Raw genomic sequence first — 18,571 nt, 5'->3', positions numbered from 1 at the left:
CTCGTACTGCTGGTTGGTCGCGCCGGGGGTTCGGCGGGGAAGCCGGGGGCTGCTCACGATCCGTTCCCTTCGCTGGGCTCCTTGGGGTGGCGTAAGAGTCCCTCCGGTGCGGGTGTCACGGCCATGACGCCGCAGATGTCATCTGGCGCCCACTTGGGTGTGTGGGGTGTCATGGAGGTGGCATCGACATGTCATGTGCGCGGATTCCATTGCGGATCAAGCCGGTTGGCCGGTAGTCAACGGAGAGGACGGGGTGTTGTGACCCGTCTCCTGACTTTGAGGGAGCGACCGATGCACGATCCGGCCACCCTGTTACGCGTATTGGTCCAGCAGCGACGCTGGCGGTACCGGGACTTCGCTGCAGCCTTCGCGCGGGCGGCCTCACAGGCCGGCTTACCGGGTCTGTCGGTGTCCGAGGCACAGTTCCGGCGGTGGACATCGGGCCGGATCAAAACCCTGCCGGGACCGGACACGTGCCGGGTGCTTGAGCGCCTGTTCGAGGTGGAGACCGTCGCGCTTTTCGGTCCTCCGCCTACGCCGTCTCCGACGACGTCGGGGGCTCCTGTTGCGTACGACCTCGAAAGTGACATTGCAATGACCGCACGTGACGCCGCAGATGAGGCGGGTGCTGCCGCCGCGCAGTGTGTATCCGACACCACCATCGACCAACTTCGCGACGACGCCCTTGCTCTCGCCCGCTCCTATGGGGCGGTGAGCGCGTTCGACACCTTCCGTCGGGCCAGGGTGCTTCGCACGGAGGCGGAGCACCAGCGGGGGCTGACACAGGTGCCCGCCCAACAGCAGGATCTGCTGATTGTGGCCGGGCAGGCGTGCGCGCTGCTGTCGACCGCCGCGTTCGACCTCGGCTCCCTGGACGACTCGGCTCGGCTTGCTCGGTCGGCAGCCCTGTACGGGGAGATGGCTCGGTTCGATCCGTTGCGCGCCTACGCGACCGGGTCCTTGGCGATCTGCGCCTACTTCACGGGGCGACCGTCCGAAGCGGTACGGCAGGCCCGGACGGCGCTGGCCTACGCCGGGTTGGGGGACACGGCTCGTCGTCGACTGCTGTCCATCGAGGCTCGCGCCCACGGACACCTTGGAGACCGCGAGCGGGCGACCCGGGCGCTCGTCGCATCGACCCGGCAGGATCGAGGAGAGCGCGACGAGCTGCACGACGGCGTGGGCGGCGAGTTCGCGTTCAGCGAGGAGCGGCTGTTGATGTCCAACGGCACGACGGCCCTACTCGTCGGCGACGGGGCAGGTGCCGAGGCCACCGCGCAGCGGGCGCTGGATCTTGTCTCGTCCCGGCCGCCGGCCCGGCAGTCGGCGTCCGTACGCGGGAAGGCCGCGGCCGACCTCGCAGCCGCGCAGCTCCTGCGGGGCGACCTGGACGCGGCGACGGTGACGCTGGAGACGGTCTGGGCAATTCCTGAGGACCAACGCGTGGCTGGGCTGCTGGAGCGCACCGGGACCTTGAGGCGGGCGCTGACCGCCCCCACGTTCAGGGGGGCGGGCGCGGCGATCACGCTGGGCGAGCGGATCGAGGAGTTCGGCCGCCGCTCAGCGCCGAGGCAGTTGGGGACTGGGCGAGGGCTGCTCGCCATCGATTCCTGATCCGCTCGCCCCTTCTTACGCGTGGCCGAGGGCAGCGAGGATCCGGGCCTCCTTGTCCGGGTCCACGCCGTGTTCGGCCCACCTGGGGTGCTCGACCGGTCGTCCGTCCGCCCGCATCCACGCCCAGGTGTCGGCGATGGTGTCCGCGAGCGGACGGCACCGGAGCCCGGCCGCTGCGGCACGGGAGGCGTCGACGGACCACACGCCGGCATGGGTACGCCACAGCGGAAGCTCCGTCCACTGCTTGACGTCGTGCGCCGTGAGGATCGTGGCGTCGGTCCACACCGGATGGCCGATGCCGCCCGTGACCGCGAGGCATGCGCTCATGAAGTCCGCCCAGCTGATGCCCTCGGGGTGGGCGATGTTGAAGGCTCGCCCGGGGGTACCGGCCGCGGCCTGATCGACGGCGAAGGCGGCGACGTCGCGCACGTCGACGGGCTGGATGCGCTGCTGGCCCGGCGCCGGGACAACGATCGGGCCGCCGCGATGGGCCCTGGTGAGCCACCACGGGAGGCGGCCGACGTACTCGCCGGGGCCCAGGATCACCCCCGGCCGTACGAACACCGAGTCGTCCCCGAACGCGGTCCGCACCGCGGCCTCTCCGCCGGCCTTCTGGAATCCGTACTTCGTCGGGCTGCCGTCGGGGCCGGTGTGACCGAACGACTCGTCCGCGTCCGGTGGGCACTCCAGCAGCGGGGAATCCTCAGTGAGCGGCTGGTGGGGCCAGCCCTGGTAAACGGACACCGTGGAGACGTGCACCCACCGGGCGGCAACCGGGCGCAGGGCCTCGGTGGCGAGGAGTACGTCACGAGGCGAGAACTCGCTGCTGGAGGTGTCGATGACGGCATCCCACGGCCCTTGGTTGGCCAGCCGCTTCACGTCGTCGGGGTCAGTCCGGTCACCGCGGACCGTGTCGGCGCCCTCTACCGCACCGGAACGGCCGCGGTTGAAGGTTGTCACCTCCCAGCCCCGTCGCAGAGCTTCGTCAACAATCGCGCGGCCGAGGAACCAGGTGCCGCCCATCACCAAAATCCGCATGGGGTCGACCCTGTCACGAAGCACCGAGCGGGCACCATCCCGGCCCTGATCGAGGCTGGCGGGATCTGGACAGTACGAGGGCCCGGTAGCGCTGCGCCGTAGAGATCACACGGCGATATTCCGGATCCGAGAGGGGTCGCTGTTGCTACCGTCGCTCTGGAATCCACATCCCACTCGCTGGATAAAAAGGATCCCCTCATGCATGACGCCCGCGCCCTGATTGAAATGGGTGCCGAAGCTGTTCGTCGGCTCGCTCGTCGCGGTTACTCCCTGGACCTGTCCCGGCTGGAAGACCTCCAGTCCCGGCGCAACCAGAGCATCCGCTCGGCCGACGAGCTGCGGGCGGAGGCCAAGCGGGTGGCGAGCGAGGTCCAGCAGACGGCCAAGCAGGGCGGCGACATCTCCAAGCTGAAGGAGCATGCCCGCGAGCTGAAGGACCAGATCCGAGACATCGACGCCGAACAGGAGCAAGCACAGGAGGAGCTGACCGATCTGCTCCTGACCATCCCGAACCTGCCGGACGACTCGGCCCCGGACGGCGACTCCGAGGAGTTCGCGGTGGAGGTCCGTCGCGTCGGCACCCCGCCGGTCTTCTCCTTCGAGCCGAAGGACCACGTCGACCTCGGCGAGAGCACCGGCATCCTCGACTTCGCCCGAGCGACGAAGCTCTCGGGCCCCGGTTCGTCGTCTCCCGTGGGGCAGGCGCCGCCCTGGAGCGCGCCCTGGCGACGCTGTTCCTCGACATCCATACCCGTCAGCACGGGTACGTCGAGCATGCGGTCCCGTACCTGGTCAGCCGCAAGACGACGACCGGCACCGGCCAGCTGCCGAAGTTCGAGGAGGACCTGTTCAAGACGGGCGTCGCCGACCGGGAGCTGTTCCTCATCCCGACGGCCGAGGTTCCGCTGACCAACCTCTACGCCGACGAGATCATCCCGCCGGTCGACCTGCCGCTGGCTCTGACCGCGCACACGCCGTGCTTCCGGTCCGAGGCCGGCTCGTATGGGCGTGACACCCGGGGCCTGATCCGCCAGCACCAGTTCGCCAAGGTCGAGATCGTCCAGATGGTCGACCCGGCGGACGCGGACGCCACGCTGGAGACGATGGTCGGCCACGCCGAGGCATGCCTGAAGGAGCTCGGCCTCGCGTACCGCGTAGTCAAGCTGGCCGCCGGCGACACGGGCTTCTCCGCCCAGCTCACGTACGACATCGAGGTCTGGATCCCGAGCCAGAACACCTACCGGGAGATCTCCTCGGTCTCGAACTTCGGCACCTTCCAGGCCCGCCGTGCCAACATCCGCACCCGCGGCGAGGACGGCAAGCCCAAGCTCGTCGCCACCCTCAACGGCTCCGGCCTGCCCATCGGCCGCACCCTGGCCGCGCTCCTTGAGCAGTGCCAGCAGCAGGACGGCTCGCTCCTCCTTCCCGAATCCCTCGCCCCGTACCTCGGCTTCCGCCGCATCTCGGCGGACGGAGCACCGGAGGCATAGCGTGTACCGGGCTCTGTTCGGCGAGCTCCGAGTTCCATGGCCGCCGGTTGACCGCCCCATCGAGGGGGCGATGCGCTGGTAGGCGCAATGCCTCTGGGGGCCAGTGCGTTTCGGCGCTGGCCCCCAGAGGGCGGGTGAGGACGCGACTCTGGAGGTGCCGACCATCCATCTCGAAGGACCCGGTGAGGTGTGGGGCGGACGTGGCCCACCTGCTGAATGATCTTCCGTTGCCGGGTCTCACGGGTAGGGCTCAGGGGAGGTCACGCTCCTGCCATACAGCGTCCATTTCGGTCAGCGCGGTCATCGCGTGGGCGATGGTCTCGCGGGTGACGGGGCGGCCCGGAGCCTGGTACTGGGGGTCGTACCTGGCAAAGGTTCTGGTGCCCCGCGCCTGTGCCAGAGACGTCACGACATCGCACAGGAGATAGGTCGCGACCCTGCGCTGCCGTACGTCTTCCTTGATGCGAGCTCGGTGCTTGTTCCATGCCTGAAGCGCGGTGAGTTCGCCCATGATGACCAGGTCTGCGAGGTCAGGGGCCTCGGTACGCAGGCAGGCGAGGTGCTGCTGGCTGGCTTGTGCCCGGGCCTTGTTGGTGAGTGCGATCTTGTGGGCCTTGTCCAGACTGACAGTACGCGTGATGACCGGCTCAACGAGCTCGGGCTCGTGTCGCATGACCATGTCGGCCAGCTCCAGTCGGCCCGTGGGGAGACCGGTCGTCTCACTGAGGGAACGCATCGCCTCCTCGGGGGAGAGGTGCTCGTTCGCCTTGGTGCCGGCTTGGGCCTTGGTAGCGATCATCGCGGCCTGCCCCGTGGTCAGTTTGCGCTGGCGGATGTTGACGGACAGGGCGTATCCGTCGGGATCACCGCCTTCGTAGGTGGTGAAGCGGGGTTCGACTCCGAGAGCCTTGCAGACGGCGAGTCGATGACGGCCATCGAGGACGGCCCCATCCGGGCCGAGGACGATCTCGTGACGCAAGCCGTGGGTCCTGACCGAGTCGGTCAGCTCGTGGAGCTCCTCGTCGGTGAGCGGCGGGAACATGGCAGCGGTGGGGTGGAACTTCAGGGTGGTGCTCCTTGTGATGTGGGTGCGCCGACAGCACCGTGCGATGCTGTGCGTCTGGGTGGGGTTGGGCGCGAGCCCGGACATGTAAACGGTCTGGGGAATCGCCGGTTTGGCTAACCGGCGATCGTCGGCTATGTATGTCGGCCCTCTCACGGCGATCGCGTCCGGATCCGCCTGTGCGCCTCGGCCCGGAGAACGGCCCCGGTGGCGGCCGGCCGTATGAGCACAGCTGTGGTGCGCTGCGGGGCAGACGTGTCCTGCTGGGGCGCAGCGCGGGTGCCACTGAGGAGATTTCAGGGGTCATCGCCGCCGCCGGTTGGGCCGGACTCCGGGGACTGCTGGCGGCTGTGCGGCAGTGGCCTGCCGGCCGGTCACCGACGCCGTGGTGCGGAGGCGGGCGGCTTCAGCCCGGGGGTTGGGGCTTGGGTTGCGGCTGGTGTGCTGGAGGCGGGTGATCAGGACGCGGGCGGGCTGGCGGGCTGTGGCCAGTTCGCGCTGTGCTGCGGCCTCCTTCAGAAGGCCATGGGGTTGGTGGCCTCGGGCCTCAGCGTCGGCCAGGAGGGCGGCGAGGGCGGGCCAGCTGGGGTCGGTGAGGATGCGGTCGGCCTGGTCGGGGACGGCGGCGCGGACGTCATGGGCGAAGGTGCGGCGGGCTTCCTCCCTCGGTTGACGCTGCTCGAGGACGACGAGCGTGGGGGTGAGCGCCTGGTCGGCGGCTGCCTGTAGGTGGTGGAGGGCTTGGCGGGCGGCGTCGGCCTGGTGGGCGTGGCCCTTGGCCTCATGCCAGCGGTTGGCGATGATCCCGGCCCACAGGAGGGCAGCGATGAGGGCGGCGAGGGCGCTGCCGTCGGGGCCGGTGGCGGTGTGGACGATGTCGCGGGCCGCGTTCCGGATAGCGTGGGCGGCGCGGTCTTCGGCACGGATCTGGGAGCGCTGGGCGCGTGCGAACGCCTTTGATGCGGCGTGGAGTTCGGCGCGGAGTTGGGCGGGGGCTTTCTGGGAGGTGGCCTCCAGGAGTTCGCCGAGGGCCGTGATGTGGGCCTGGGCGTGCGGGTCGTCGGCGAGGTCGGTGCGGAAGGTGTCGAGGGCTTCGGTGGCCTGGTGCCAGGCGGTGGTCGGGCGGTTGCGGCGGGCGGTGGGGTGTTCCTCGGGCTGGCCGACTTCGAGGCGGGCCTGGAGCTTGGGGAGAGTGAGGTCGGGAGCGATCTTCCCGCCCGGGTGGAAGACCTGTTCGCCGTCCTTGTTGAGGTCTCCGGGGCGGCCAGCGGCGTAGCCGAGGAGGTCTCCGGAAGGGCCACGGCGGGCCTTGATCGCGATGCCGTCGGCTTCGAGGTAGGCCAGGAGTTCCTCGGCGGTGCGGGCGTGGGGGATGGCGGCGCGGATGCGGCCCTGGAGCCAGTCGCGGCTCGTCTGCTCCCAGCCGAGGCGCTGGGCCTTGTGCATCTCAGCCTGGGTGGGGGCGCGGGTTCCGGTGCGGTCGCCCTTCCTCAGGCGGCGCAGGCCGTAGTCCTTCTCGATCTCGCGGCAGGCGTCGCCGACGCGGATGCCGCTGTCGTGGAGCCTGGGGCGGCGGCCGTCTTCGCGGACGGTGGTGGCGAGGATGTGGATGTGGTCGTCGGCGTGGCGTACGGCGATCCACCGGCAGCCGAGGTCGTCGCCGGGCGGTGCGATGCCAGCGGCCTCGACAATCCGCTGGGCGATGTCGGCCCACTCCGTGTCGGAGAGGCGGCGGTCTTCGGGTGCGGTGCGGACGGGGCAGTGCCAGACGTGGTCGGTGACCTTCCTTCCGAACTCGCTGTTCCGAAGATGGACGGGCTCGTCGAGGTGGCGGGCGAGCTGGGTGAGAGTGGCGTCCGGGTCGCGGCCGGGATCGGGCATGCCCAGCATGGCGAAGCCGGCGACGATGTGCGGGTCGGTGTGCTCGTCGTGGCGGCCGGGGCCGTAGAGGTAGGCGAGCAGACCGCGGGTGTTGGACCCGGCCGGTTTGATGGCGGCGATCACGCGGTCTGGTTCCTGGAGTCGGCGGGTTCGCGCAGGGCCTCGGCGATCAGCTCAAGCAGGCGGTGCAGCTCATCGAGACGGTGGCGGATGTCGGGTGGGGTGAGGTCGCTGTTGAGGGCGCGGGCGATCTGGTTGACGTTGACGCCGATGCGGTTGAGCTCGCGCAGCACCTGGGCGCGGAACATGTGGGTGCGGCGGCGGTCCTCGGACAGCGGCAGGTTCGCCGTGAAGCTGCCGGCGATGAAGGCGAGGACGATGTCGGCGGCGAGGCCGGATTCCCCCTTGTAGCCGTGCTCGGCGGCAGACTCCTGGAGAGCGTTGTGCTCGTCGCCGGTGAACCGCAGCGGGCCGACGCGGACGGTCCGCTTGGTGCCGGTGAAACGGCGGATGGCCGGCTGGACGCTCTGCACCGCTCGCTCGCCGGCCGTCGGCTCGGTGGCGGGTGCGGGGCGGAGGATCTGCTGCTGGACGGCGTGGAGTGTGTCCGGGTCGGGGCCGCCCTCGGACCCGACCTCCCGGTCCGGCGCCCCCTGGCGCTGGGCCGTCTCCGCCACCCCCGGGGCGGAGACCCCCGAAGACCGGCCTTGAGTCGGACTCGGGGTACTACTGGCTCCGCCAGGGGCCGTCCGTCCGAACGCGCGCCGCAAACGCTCCTTCAGCGTAGGCGACTTCTTCAGCGACGGCAGTACGCCGGGGTTGCTGGCGTGGTGGGGGTCGTGCGTCACGATCGGGATCTCCGGGAGGGGCGGGCGATGGGCGAGGTGGTCGTCACTCGTCGCGCGAGGTGCTCAGTTCGGCCTTGATCTCGCGGACGATGACGCCGGCGTCGTCGCTGGCCACGGTGTATCCGTCGCCGCGTACAACCTGTTCCAGGAGGTCGCGGGACAGGCGGCCGTGCTCGTCAAGGAGCCGGTGGGCGTAGTCGCGAAGGATGTCGTCGGTGGCACGCGGTTTGCCGCCGGCCCGCCTTGGCTTCGGGGTAGGGCGCTTGGCTGGTGGGGTACGCGAGCCGCTGCCCGCGGGCGGCGGAGCGGCCTCTTGCGGGCGGGCTGCCGTCTCCGGGCCGGAGCGAGCGGTGGGAGCCGGGCGGGCGGATTGTGGGCGGGCACCCGGGTGGGGTTGCTCGTCGCCCGGATCTGATGGGTGCGGGCGGGGCCGGTCTTCTGCCCGCCCGTCGCCTCCTGCCCGGGAGTGGTCGGGCAGCGCTGCGGTCGGGCTGACGGGCTGCCCGGCGGGCGTGGTCCAGCGCTCGGGCAGGTCGATGGTGGCCAGGGCGGCTGCTTGGCGGCGGGTGGCGAGCTGGCGCAGCAGCTGCTCGTTGCGGAGCGGGTCGGCGTCGATGCCGGAGCGGGCGAGGGCCTTGGACAGGCGGCGTACGGTGCGCCGGCCCGCCCGTTCGGTGCGCTGGTCGGGCTTCATCTCGGCGAGGCGGGCGGCGAGGGCGACGGCCCGGTGCGTGGCCCGGTCGTGGATGATCTGGGCGGCACCCTGGTTCTGCTCGGCGATCCCCAGGCGGGCGAGCAGTCGCTCGCGGGCCTGCCGTGTGAGGACGGCGGCGAGCCCGCGGGAGGCGGCGTCGGGAGTTCGCTGGCGGAGCTCGATGCCCATGGCCAGGTGCCACAGCACGGCCGCCAACACCGGGCCGGCGAAGGCGCGCACAGTGCCGCCGACCGGGCCGGACTCGGCGTAGGCGGGGATGGCCTGCATGGCGGTGATCACCCAGACCAGGGTTCCGGGCAGGCCGGCCGCCTGCCTCGGCCCGTGCAGGTTCTGGCGGGCCATCAGCGCCAACGAGAACAGGGCGAGTTCGGCGGCGGCGAACATCGCGGCGCGTTCGGCCGTGTTGCGCATGTCGAGGTAGTGGGCGGCGAACCGCCAGCTCGTGTCCGCGCTGTAGGCGGTGCACACCAGCGCTGCCACGGTCGCAGCGACGACGGCGGCCGAGGGGCGCCGCATCTGATCGTGGGTGCTGCGTCGGGCCCTGAGGCCCGCGAGCAGTGCGCCGGCGGCGACGGCCAGCACGGTCACGGGCAGGAGCGGATCGGCGTACGGGAGTGAAGCGGTGGCGAGTGTGTCGGTTGTCGCGGGCGGCATGTACGGGGCTACTCCGAGGGAGGTTGAGGAGACGATCACGGCGTTCACGGAGGGGGCGTACACGCGGGGCCCCCTTTTAAAGGGGGCCCCGAGCGTGATCGCTTGGGTGCGTGTACGGCGTGGACGGTCGCGTGATCGCTCTACCTGCGGTTTTGCGGTGAGCGTGTGCGCTGTGAGCGGTTCACGGCGGTGTGCTGGCGCAGGGGCCGCGTGTACGGTCGCGTGAACGCTTTCAGGGGGTCGGTGTGGGGCTCAGCCGACGGCGGTGAGGTGGCGGGCGGAGGCGTAGTAGCGGGCCTGCTGGCCGCCTCCGGCCCCTCCGGCGATGCCGTCGGCCTTGGTCGCCAGGCCGCTGTCGACGAGGCGGCTGAGGTGGCGTCGCGCCTTCTCGATGTCGGCACGTTCGGGGTCACCGCCGCCGATGAGGATGATCGCCAGGTCGCGTGCGGTCAGCCCGTTGGGGGCATTGCGCAGCAGGGCGGCGGGGTCCTTGGTGGGGTCGACGGTGGTGGTGCCGCGCACGTGGTCGTGGGTGACGTCCAGGGGGCCGACTTCACCGGTAGAGGTCTTGAGGTGGTGCAGGGTGACCGCGGGGTCGCCTGCCCGGCCGCTCACGAACAGGACGCTGCCCGCGCCGGAGGTGAACCAGGTGGAGCCATAGACCTGGTCCAGGCTGGGGCGCTGGCCGCGCGGCGCGTCGGCCGTGGCCTTCCGCTGGTGGTGCAGCTCCATGATCTCCACGCCGTTGCGAATGGCGCGCATGCGGGCGTTGTGGAAGGCGACCGCGAGGCTGTCGTCGACCATCGTGCTGACAGCGTCCTTGAGGCTGTCGATCACGATGGTGTCGGCCTGGTGGGCGGCGGCGAGGTCGGCGAGGAGGTCGGGCTCCTTGTCGAGGGGGGCGGGCAGCGGGCCCTCCCAGACCACGAGCCGCTCGCGCAGGATCTTCTCGTCGGTGGGGAAGACGCGGCGGGCCATGGCCTTGGCGATCTGCTTGGGGCGGTCCATGGCCAGGTAGAGCACCCGCCTACTGGGGGCGACGGGCATCTCCAGGGCAGTCTGGTGCAGGCCGATGCGGGCGAAGATCACCTGGTGGGCCAGGGTGGTCTTGCCGACGCCCGGAGCGCCGACGATCATCAGGCTCTCACCAGGGGCCCAGACGGTCTTCTCACGCGTGCCCCACAGGGGCTCGGCGTCCGCGCCGCTCTCTTTGACGAACGACCACCCGTCGGTGGCGAAACGGGACAGCCGCCCCTGTCCCGAGGCGAGCGCGCGCTCGCGTTCGGCGCGTACTTCCGCTTCGACCTCGCTGCGGATCGCCTCGGGATCCGCACCGGGCTCCTGGGCCCGCTGGAGGGTGCGTACGGCGGAGGTCACCAGGCGGCGCAGGTCGGCCTTCTCGCGGACGATCTCCGCGTGGTGCGTTGCGCTGCCGGTGCCGTAGGGCGCGTTGGCGAGCTGGAACACGTAGGTGTGACCGCCGACCCGTTGCAGGTCCCCTTGCTGCTGGAGCAGTTCGGTGAGGACGATCGGGTCGGTCGGCTTGTCCTCGCGGTGCTGGGCGAGGAGCGCGCGCCAGATGGTCTCGTGCGCGGGCCGGTAGAAGGCGTCGTCGCCCAGGATGGGTCGGACCGCGTCGATGATGTCGGCTTGGTGCATGCAGGCGCCGAGGACTGCGCACTCGGCGTCCACGTTGAAGGGCGGCTCCATCGGCGTGGGGCCCTCGTTGAAGCGGGATGGCGTCTGGGATGGCAGGGTCGTACCCTGGGGCATGGAGCTCCTCATCCGGCAGGCCATTACGGGGCGGCAACCCCGGCCTCCGGTTTCGATCGTTCAGGGATGGATGGTTGTGCGGTGGAGCCTCTACTTCGGCCCCGGTGTTCGTAGCACCGGGGCCGCTTGCGTGTGCGGATCCGTCCACCGCTGTACGGCGGACTATGACCATAGCCGAGATTTTCGGCAGCGCAACGCCTTGCATTTCACTCCGCAACGATGTTTAGTTGTGGACGCTGGCCCCAGTGGACCGTTGTCGCGTGAAGGGAGGTGCGAATGAGCGGTGAGGAAGGCGCGGAGCGTGCCGGCCCTGGTCGGCCTGTGCCGGAAGATCACGTCGCCGCACGCATCAAGCTGGAGCGTGAGGTCCGCGGTTGGAGCACGGTGAAGCTCGCCGAGGAGATGGCCGCCGCCGGCCATCCGATCAACCAGTCGGCGATCTGGCGCATCGAGAGCGGCAAACCCCGTCGCAGAGTCAACCTCGACGAGGCGCTCGGCTTCTGCAAGGTCTTCGACCTCACCATGCAAGACCTGACCGGACCGCCAGGAGAACTGGCCACGCCCCGCATCCGCCAGCTCGCCAAGGAGTACGTGCAGATGACGCGGGAGTACCGCCAACTGCGAGCAGCGATCGACCGGAACCAGATGCACCTGCACGAGATCGACATGGAACTCAACGCCTACGGGGACAAGGGTCCCGAGCAGAGAGGACAGGTCGACGAACTCCTCCGGCTCGAAGAACGGGCCCTGCAGAGGAGCCTGCACCCGTCCCGGGCGCACCTGCGAAACCAGGGGCAGCCACCCACCGGCGAATAGTCCGTCGCTGCCCCTTTTACGGCGCTACGAACGCCGAGAACCCCCACGCGCGGCGACCTCCGTCGCCGACGACCATCCACCGCCCCATCCATCCCTGAACGACGCCACCGGCCAGGCCGACGGGAGTTGCCGCTCCCGCGACGCCGCGATGCCGGCGGGAGGAGTACCCCTTGTCGCAGCCCGTCCTGCCCATTTCCCAGATAGCCCAGCTCCTGGACGTCCCCGAAGACGCCCTGCGCACCCTGATGGCGGAGCGGCGATCCGCCGGCGACACGACCCTGGTCGCCCTCACCGTCACCGAGGCCGCCCGCCGGATCGGCATCGGCCGCACCAAGCTGTACGAGTACGTCTCCTCCGGCGAGATCACCTCCGTCAAGATCGGCAGCTTGCGCCGCATCCCAGCGGAGGCGGTGAACGAATTCCTGGCCCGCCGTCTGTCGGCGACCGACTTCGGGGCCGCCGCGTGACGCGAGCCTCCGTACCGAAGTCCCGCCAGCCCAACGGCGGCTCTTCGATCTTCCAGGGCAAGGACGGTCGTTGGCACGGTTACGTCACCGTCGGCGTCAAGGACGACGGCACCCCGGACCGGCGCCACGTCAGCCGCAAGACCCGCCCCGAGGTCACCAAGGTCGTACGCGAGCTGGAACGGCAGCGCGACAAGGGCACGGTCCGTAAGGCCGGCCAGAGCTGGACGCTGGAGACGTGGCTGACGCACTGGGTGGAGAACATCGCAGCCGCGCACGTCTCGGAGAACACCATCGACGGCTACCGCGTCGCGGTGAACCACCACCTCATCCCCGGCCTCGGTGCCCACCGCCTGGAGAAGCTCGGACCCGAGCACTTGGAGCGCTTCTACAAGAAGATGCAGGACAACGGCAGCGCGGCCGGCACCGCCCACCAGGTCCACCGCACCGTGTGCACCGCCCTCAACGAGGCGGTCCGCCGAGCCCACCTCTCCGTCAACCCGGCCACGATCGCCAAGGCACCGCGCCTGGAAGAAGGGGAGGTCGAGCCGTATTCGGTCGAGGAGGTTCAGCGCCTGCTCGCCGAGGCCGCCAAGCACCGCAACACCGCCCGTTGGGTCATCGCGCTCGCCCTCGGCCTGCGCCAGGGCGAGGTCCTCGGCATGCAGTGGGACGACGTCGACTTCGAGCTCGGCGTCATCCGCGTACGGCGCGGTCGGCTGCGGCCCCGCTACAAGCACGGCTGTGGAGACCGCTGCGGACGCAAGCCCGGCTTCTGCCCCCAGAAGATCAACACCCGGCGCGAGACGAAGAACGCCAAGTCCCGCGCCGGCCAGCGCCCCATCGGTGCCCCCGATGAACTCCTCCAGCTCCTGCGCCAGCACAAGGAGGAGCAGGCACGCGAGCGAGCCCGGGCCCGTGACCTGTGGGCGGAGAAGGGGTACGTGTTCACGTCGCCCACCGGCGAGCCCCTGAACCCGAACACGGACTACCACAAGTGGAAGGAGCTGTTGAAGGCCGCCGGCGTCCGCGACGCCCGCCTCCACGACGCCCGCCATACCGCGGCGACCGTCCTGCTCATCCTCGGCGTCCCCGATGCGGTCGTCGACGCCATCATGGGCTGGGAGCCCGGCAAGTCCGCCCGGATGCGCCGCCGCTACCAGCACCTGACGAGCCGCGTCCTCAAGGACACCGCCGCCAAGGTCGGTGGCCTCCTGTGGGGCACGGACCAGGCGGAGGGAAGCGGTGCGCCGGAGGCCAGCCAGAGCCCCGTCCCCGCCGAGCTGGTGGTCCACGTCGCTCGCCTCGGCGAGCGGCGTGTTCCCTTCCTCCACCGAGAGCACGCCGACGAGGTCGTCGCACGGTGGAGCGAGGACTGGCCCGACCACACGGCCGAGGTCGAGGAATGGGACCGCTGGCGCTGGGAAGACCAGGGCTCCGGCGGCGCGAGCGCCATCCGCGACCGGGTACCCGAGCGGGCCGTGATCTTCCACGCCCGAGCTCTGTTCCTTCCCGGCGGGGAACGCGCGGCGACCGAACTCCCGGAGCAGTGGTCGGTGCCGGCATGGGCATTCGAGACCGACCGCTACACCGACCGCGCCTCGGCCTGGCGCACGGCCCGACGGCCCGGCACGGGCCAGGAGGTCGAGGCCCAGGTGCGAGGCACGGACAAGGACGCCGTGGAGGCGGCCTTCGCTGAGGCGTGTGCACAGGCTGTGGACCGCGCTCAGAACCCAGGAAAGTACGGCGACACCGACGAGTGGTAGACGCCCTGTGCCACGTTCCTCGGGTTGAAGGTCGGCACAAGCGTGGGGGAGCGGGCGACACCGGTCGGCTGCTCCCCCACCTCACTTGAGCATCAGGAAGAGACCGACCAAGGATGCTCCGAGGGCCATGGTCCCGGCGAAGGCGATGCCCCCTCGACTGATAGCGGCGGGCACCGGGAGCCCCTCCCAGCGCGCGAGCGCCACTGCTGCGCCACCTACTCCCATCGCCAGAAGGGTGATCATCAGCAAGGCGACGAGGAGCAGTCCAGCCTGCGTGAGGTGCACGGGAAGTCTCCGAGTTCGGTTCGTGTAGGGGCGTTGGGGGGTCGATGTGCCTACACGATCCAGCTGCGCGGTGGTTGACGGTACCGTTTGGATGTTGTTCCGGCGACAACGGTGGGTTGTCGCGGAACAACACGGGGAGCAGCGATGGGGGAGCGGAAGAAGCGCCCGGGGCGTCCCTGGGCGCCGCCCAAAGGAGCCAGCGCCGAAGCCAATGCGCTGGTTCAGATGGTCCGTTCATGGATCGATGAGGCTGGTCTGAGCGTTCGGGACATCCACAGCCGGCTGACCCCGGAGCACTTCGCGGACGGGAGAGTCGCAGACCTCCGCCGCCTGCGTATTCATCTGTCAGGGGAAGACCTGACCTGGGATGTCGTGGAGGCAGTCGCGGATGTGTGCTTCCCCGACGAGCCGGGCCACCAGGCGCTGGGCCGCGTACGCGAGGCGCGCGCCCTCTGGGACAAGGCGCAGAACGCTCCGACCCTGGTCGGCGTCGACGGTCAGGTGGTCGTGTCGCCGCGCGAGCTCATCGAGGAGAAGGAACGCACGATTCAGGTCTACCGGGACCTCGTGCGCGCACGTCAGGCATACGAGACGAGCGAGCAGGGGCGTCAACAGGCGCTCCGGATCGCCTCGATGCTTTTCCTCGTCCTCGGCCAGGCACAGGCCAAGGTCGTCGAGCTGTCGCGACGTGTCGACGCACTCACCGGGGTCGGTGTGCACGCACCGGACCCGATGCGTGCGCTGCAGCCGCAGCTTGACCGCGCTCGAGACCAAGCGGCGCGCCTGAGCGCCCAGCTCGAGCGGGCAGTGAGGCAGCGTGACGAAGCCCAGCGCATCGCCGACCTTGCTGCCCGGCGCGTGCAGATGCTGGAGACGTATCTGCTGGACATCGGCCAACAGCCGCTGGTCAGCAATGCAGGAGACCTGCCCGCGATCCCCGCTGACGCCATCGCTCACGACGTACCAGGTGAGGACAGCGCTCTTGACCAGTTCGACGAGATCCTGGCGCGAACCGACGACGCCTTGGACCGTGAACAGGAGGCTGTGCGGGACGCCGCAGACGACCTGGGGGTCACCGCGGAGCGCCACGATTCCTCCGAATCACGCGTCATTGCGGGAAGCGTGCTTCCACATCCCAGATCGCCCGCAGGAGACCCTAACCCCGAGTTGTTCCGAACAACCCTGAACAACTCTTACGGGTCGGACGACGACGTCGCCGTGTTGCGCGAGCGGCTCGCCCTCGCTGAGAAGGATCGGCACAAGACGGCAGTCAGTCTTCAGCAGTCCCTTCTCCCGCAGGAGCTGGAGCAGCCCGACGACCTGCGCATCGCCGCCACCTACCAGCCTGGAGACTCCGACGCCGGTGGCGACTGGTACGACGTCGTCTCCCTGGGAGCCGGCCGTACGGCCTTTGTCATCGGAGACGTTATGGGCCGCGGGGTGCGCGCGGCTGCGGCCATGGGTCAGCTGCGTGCCGCTGTGCGGGCCTATGCCCGACTGGACCTGCCACCGCACGAGGTCCTTCAGCTCCTCGACGGCCTCGCCGCGGAGATCGCCGCCAGCCAGATCGCCACCTGCGTCTACGCCGTCCACGACCCGAGCGAAGGACGGCTCGTCTACGCGTCCGCCGGTCACTTGCCGATTCTCGTACGGCACGGGGATGGCACTGTCCGCCGTGCCGAGAACCCCACCGGGCCCCCTCTCGGCACCGGCGGCTGGCTGCACGCCTCCGGCTCCATCGGCCTGCCACCCGGCGCCACCGCCGTCCTCTACACCGACGGCCTGGTCGAACGCCGAGGCATGGACATCGACGAAAGCGTAGCCGTGCTGGAGCGCACACTCGCTAGTGTCCAGGGCACCCCTGCCGACATCTGCGCCACGCTGCTCCGCACCCTGGATGTCGACGCATATCTCGAAGACGACATCGCCGTGATGGCTCTCCAGCATCCCACCCGCACCGGCGCGGACGCCGAGCTCTTCGTCAATGCGGCACTGGATCTCGTCGGCGGCGGCATCGAGGCAGCCCCGCGCGCTAGGACATTTACGCGGGACACGCTCGCCTCCTGGCGCCTGCCAGCCGAGACGTGCGACCTCGGCGTGCTGGCCGCAAGTGAGTTGGTGGCGAACGCTCTCCAACATGGAACCCCACCCGTGGGGCTGCGTCTGCGCCGCACTGACCGTCGGCTGATCATCGAGGTGACGGATGGGGACGATCATCTGCCGCGTCGACGGCAAGCCGGACCCGCCGACGAGGACGGTCGCGGCATCTCGGTCATCGCCGCGATTGCTTCGTCTTGGGGGTCCCGTCGCGACCCAGCCGGGGGCAAGGCTGTGTGGTGCGAGCTGCCCTTGCGGGGATAGGACACGTCACCGTTGCGAGCACAGCTCTTTCGGATTTCGCCGAAAATGCCGTCTGCGTTGCACCGAGGGACAGGTGGGCTCGAACTGCCGTTCTGAATGGTGGCGTTGGAGTTCATATGCGCCCTGTTGAGTGTCAGTGGTCGTTCCTATGGTGGAGGAATGGCTAATGGGGTGTGGCACACCGGATATGGCATAGAGATCAATCTGTCCCTGCCCGACCTCGGTCACCCGGACCGTCCCGATCTGCTCCAGGAGATCACCGCCAAGGTCTCTGAGCGCGACCCGCAGCTCCTCGAATGCCTCGCACACCATGACAAGCGCGAGTGTCTCTCGGAGTCGGGCGGCAAGTCGCCCTGGATGTTCATCCGGCGAGGTCGCGTGGGCGGCCGGCGACCGCTCGTCGCCTCGCACCTGCCGATCACCCACAAGGCGACGCCGGCGGAGAGCGCCCAGCACAAGGCCACCAAGGAGCGGATCGTCGAGACCGCCGGGCGGTCCGGCCTGGAAGCCGAGGTCGAGGTTCCCGTGGCCAACCGGCGCAGCGTCTCGGACGCCGTCGTCACCGGTCCCGGCGGTCTCAGGATCGGCTGGGAGATCCAGTACCACCACCTCAGCCCGAGCAGCGTCCACCGGCGCTCGGTCAACGCCGTGGAGCACGGCATCACCCCGCTATGGGTGGCGAAGGACCGGACGGCTTCCCTGATCGACCGGGCTCCCTGGGCGCGGGTGGACGACATGCCGTGGAAGGACATCGCCGACGGTAAGGAGATGGTGATCCGCGGCGGGTACCGACACCTCGAAGTCTGGAAGTGCGTAGCGAGCAGCGAGCGCCACTGCCTCATCAGCGAGGGTGCCGGCCACTGTGGCGCGATTCACGCGGACTGGTTCGTGCCCGCGCTGTGCCTCCCGGAAAAGAAGCCGGTCTTCATCGAGGACCTGGTCCTGCGGAGCGCGACGGGGGAGAGCGTCCCGGTCTACGTGCCCAACCGAGGAAGCGGGCGCGCCGGCCGGCACATGTGGGTGTCGGCCGAGGACCGCGCGCTGTGGCAGGAGCTGATCGGTGAGAAGGCGTCTCTCCCTGCGGCCCCGGTCGAGGACGAGGACGACGTGATCACCTTCGCCGAGCGGGAGATCGACCGCGCCTGCCGAGCTGGAGAGGAGGGCTGGTTCGTCAGCGACGGCCGGCCCGTCCGCGATCTCGACCAGCCGACTGGCGGCTTCACGCTTCCCCGCATGCCGGTCCAGCGCTCCCGCGACCCGATGCGGATCACCACCGTGGAACGCGCTGCAGCCTCCGCCGCGCTGGGATGCCCGCCGTGGGAGCTCGGGCTGTGCGCCGGCTGCGGCCAGCTGATGCGGCGCTACGGGCGGAACGCCGCGATGTACTGCAACGTGTGCCGGTCCGTCCTCAACGGGCGGTAGACGCGAACTGCAACCAAAACTGCAACCACACAACGACGAAGGTCCCGACCGCTACGCGGTCGGGACCTTCGTTTCGGCTGGTGAGCCGTGGCGGAGGATACGAGATTCGAACTCGTGAGGGGTTGCCCCCAACACGCTTTCCAAGCGTGCGCCCTAGGCCTCTAGGCGAATCCTCCGCCGGAAACATTACATGACCCGGAGGGGTGCTCGCGAACTCGTTCCCCCTGGCCGCATCGGGTACCCTTGGCGCAGCCCCTCACGCGGCGCTATCTGACTGAACTCCCCCAGGGCCGGAAGGCAGCAAGGGTAGGTCGGCTCTGGCGGGTGCGTGGGGGGCGCTTGCGTTGCCGCCGGGACCGGCCCGGTCGGCCCGCCGGGCGT

General features: G+C 69.9%; 13 protein-coding genes, 1 tRNA gene, 1 other RNA gene and 1 pseudogene. 8 read left to right on the top strand and 8 right to left on the bottom strand.

Annotation, left to right across the window (positions count from 1 at the left end; genetic code table 11):
* Positions 1-123: 123 nt before the first annotated feature.
* The gene (locus AC5K6T_RS24165) at positions 124-1,614 is read left to right on the top strand and encodes an NsdA family TPR-like regulatory protein (protein ID WP_493212085.1); all 1,491 of its coding nucleotides are present in this window, start codon (positions 124-126) and stop codon (positions 1,612-1,614) included.
* Between the two features lie 15 nt (positions 1,615-1,629).
* Here the strand turns inward: AC5K6T_RS24165 and AC5K6T_RS24160 are convergent, their stop codons facing one another.
* The gene (locus tag AC5K6T_RS24160; protein ID WP_432248888.1) at positions 1,630-2,652 is read right to left on the bottom strand and encodes an NAD-dependent epimerase/dehydratase family protein; all 1,023 of its coding nucleotides are present in this window, start codon (positions 2,650-2,652) and stop codon (positions 1,630-1,632) included.
* A 198-nt stretch (positions 2,653-2,850) separates the two neighbouring features.
* On the opposite strand from AC5K6T_RS24160, the pseudogene serS reads away from it, so the two are divergent.
* Positions 2,851-4,142: pseudogene (gene serS / locus AC5K6T_RS24155) on the top strand (serine--tRNA ligase).
* A gap of 250 nt (positions 4,143-4,392) precedes the next feature.
* Here serS and AC5K6T_RS24150 read toward each other — a convergent pair.
* The 5 genes from AC5K6T_RS24150 to AC5K6T_RS24130 form a co-directional block, all read right to left on the bottom strand.
* Positions 4,393-5,292, bottom strand: coding sequence for a ParB N-terminal domain-containing protein (locus AC5K6T_RS24150; RefSeq protein WP_493212083.1), 900 nt, complete (start codon positions 5,290-5,292; stop codon positions 4,393-4,395).
* Between the two features lie 216 nt (positions 5,293-5,508).
* Complete coding sequence (locus AC5K6T_RS24145; protein ID WP_493212081.1) at positions 5,509-7,209, bottom strand: relaxase/mobilization nuclease domain-containing protein; 1,701 nt, start codon at positions 7,207-7,209, stop codon at positions 5,509-5,511.
* Complete coding sequence (locus AC5K6T_RS24140; RefSeq protein ID WP_493212080.1) at positions 7,206-7,763, bottom strand: MobC family plasmid mobilization relaxosome protein; 558 nt, start codon at positions 7,761-7,763, stop codon at positions 7,206-7,208. Before AC5K6T_RS24140 ends, AC5K6T_RS24145 begins: the two co-directional genes overlap by 4 nt.
* 214 nt (positions 7,764-7,977) lie before the next feature.
* Entirely contained in the window at positions 7,978-9,303 is a 1,326-nt protein-coding gene (locus AC5K6T_RS24135; protein ID WP_493212217.1) for a hypothetical protein, read from the bottom strand.
* Positions 9,304-9,555: 252 nt separating this feature from the next.
* The gene (locus AC5K6T_RS24130) at positions 9,556-11,076 is read right to left on the bottom strand and encodes a DnaB-like helicase N-terminal domain-containing protein (protein ID WP_493212078.1); all 1,521 of its coding nucleotides are present in this window, start codon (positions 11,074-11,076) and stop codon (positions 9,556-9,558) included.
* Between the two features lie 321 nt (positions 11,077-11,397).
* On the opposite strand from AC5K6T_RS24130, the gene AC5K6T_RS24125 reads away from it, so the two are divergent.
* The 3 genes from AC5K6T_RS24125 (at position 11,398) to AC5K6T_RS24115 (ending at position 14,122) form a co-directional block, all read left to right on the top strand.
* Entirely contained in the window at positions 11,398-11,892 is a 495-nt protein-coding gene (locus AC5K6T_RS24125; RefSeq protein ID WP_493212076.1) for a helix-turn-helix transcriptional regulator, read from the top strand.
* A 170-nt stretch (positions 11,893-12,062) separates the two neighbouring features.
* Positions 12,063-12,359 (top strand): helix-turn-helix domain-containing protein, encoded by a 297-nt coding sequence (locus AC5K6T_RS24120; RefSeq protein ID WP_493212074.1) that lies wholly within the window; start codon positions 12,063-12,065, stop codon positions 12,357-12,359.
* The gene (locus tag AC5K6T_RS24115; protein WP_493212073.1) at positions 12,356-14,122 is read left to right on the top strand and encodes a tyrosine-type recombinase/integrase; all 1,767 of its coding nucleotides are present in this window, start codon (positions 12,356-12,358) and stop codon (positions 14,120-14,122) included. Before AC5K6T_RS24120 ends, AC5K6T_RS24115 begins: the two co-directional genes overlap by 4 nt.
* 81 nt (positions 14,123-14,203) lie before the next feature.
* Here the strand turns inward: AC5K6T_RS24115 and AC5K6T_RS24110 are convergent, their stop codons facing one another.
* Positions 14,204-14,347, bottom strand: coding sequence for a hypothetical protein (locus AC5K6T_RS24110; protein ID WP_493212071.1), 144 nt, complete (start codon positions 14,345-14,347; stop codon positions 14,204-14,206).
* Between the two features lie 924 nt (positions 14,348-15,271).
* Between AC5K6T_RS24110 and AC5K6T_RS24105 the strand changes: the two genes are divergently transcribed.
* Both AC5K6T_RS24105 and AC5K6T_RS24100 read left to right on the top strand, forming a co-directional pair.
* Positions 15,272-16,768, top strand: coding sequence for an ATP-binding SpoIIE family protein phosphatase (locus AC5K6T_RS24105; RefSeq protein ID WP_493212216.1), 1,497 nt, complete (start codon positions 15,272-15,274; stop codon positions 16,766-16,768).
* A gap of 159 nt (positions 16,769-16,927) precedes the next feature.
* Positions 16,928-18,190 (top strand): competence protein CoiA family protein, encoded by a 1,263-nt coding sequence (locus tag AC5K6T_RS24100; RefSeq protein WP_493212070.1) that lies wholly within the window; start codon positions 16,928-16,930, stop codon positions 18,188-18,190.
* 88 nt (positions 18,191-18,278) lie between these two features.
* On the opposite strand, the gene AC5K6T_RS24095 is transcribed toward AC5K6T_RS24100, so the two are convergent.
* Positions 18,279-18,366: transfer RNA gene (locus AC5K6T_RS24095), tRNA-Ser, on the bottom strand.
* Between the two features lie 71 nt (positions 18,367-18,437).
* Between AC5K6T_RS24095 and ffs the strand changes: the two genes are divergently transcribed.
* An RNA gene (ffs, locus tag AC5K6T_RS24090) (signal recognition particle sRNA small type) lies at positions 18,438-18,536 on the top strand.
* Positions 18,537-18,571: the final 35 nt, after the last annotated feature.

The sequence above is a fragment of the Streptomyces sp. B8-7 genome, assembly GCF_058833805.1.
Note: the sequence above shows the minus strand (reverse complement) of the source record. Positions and strands in the feature narration are given on the sequence as shown.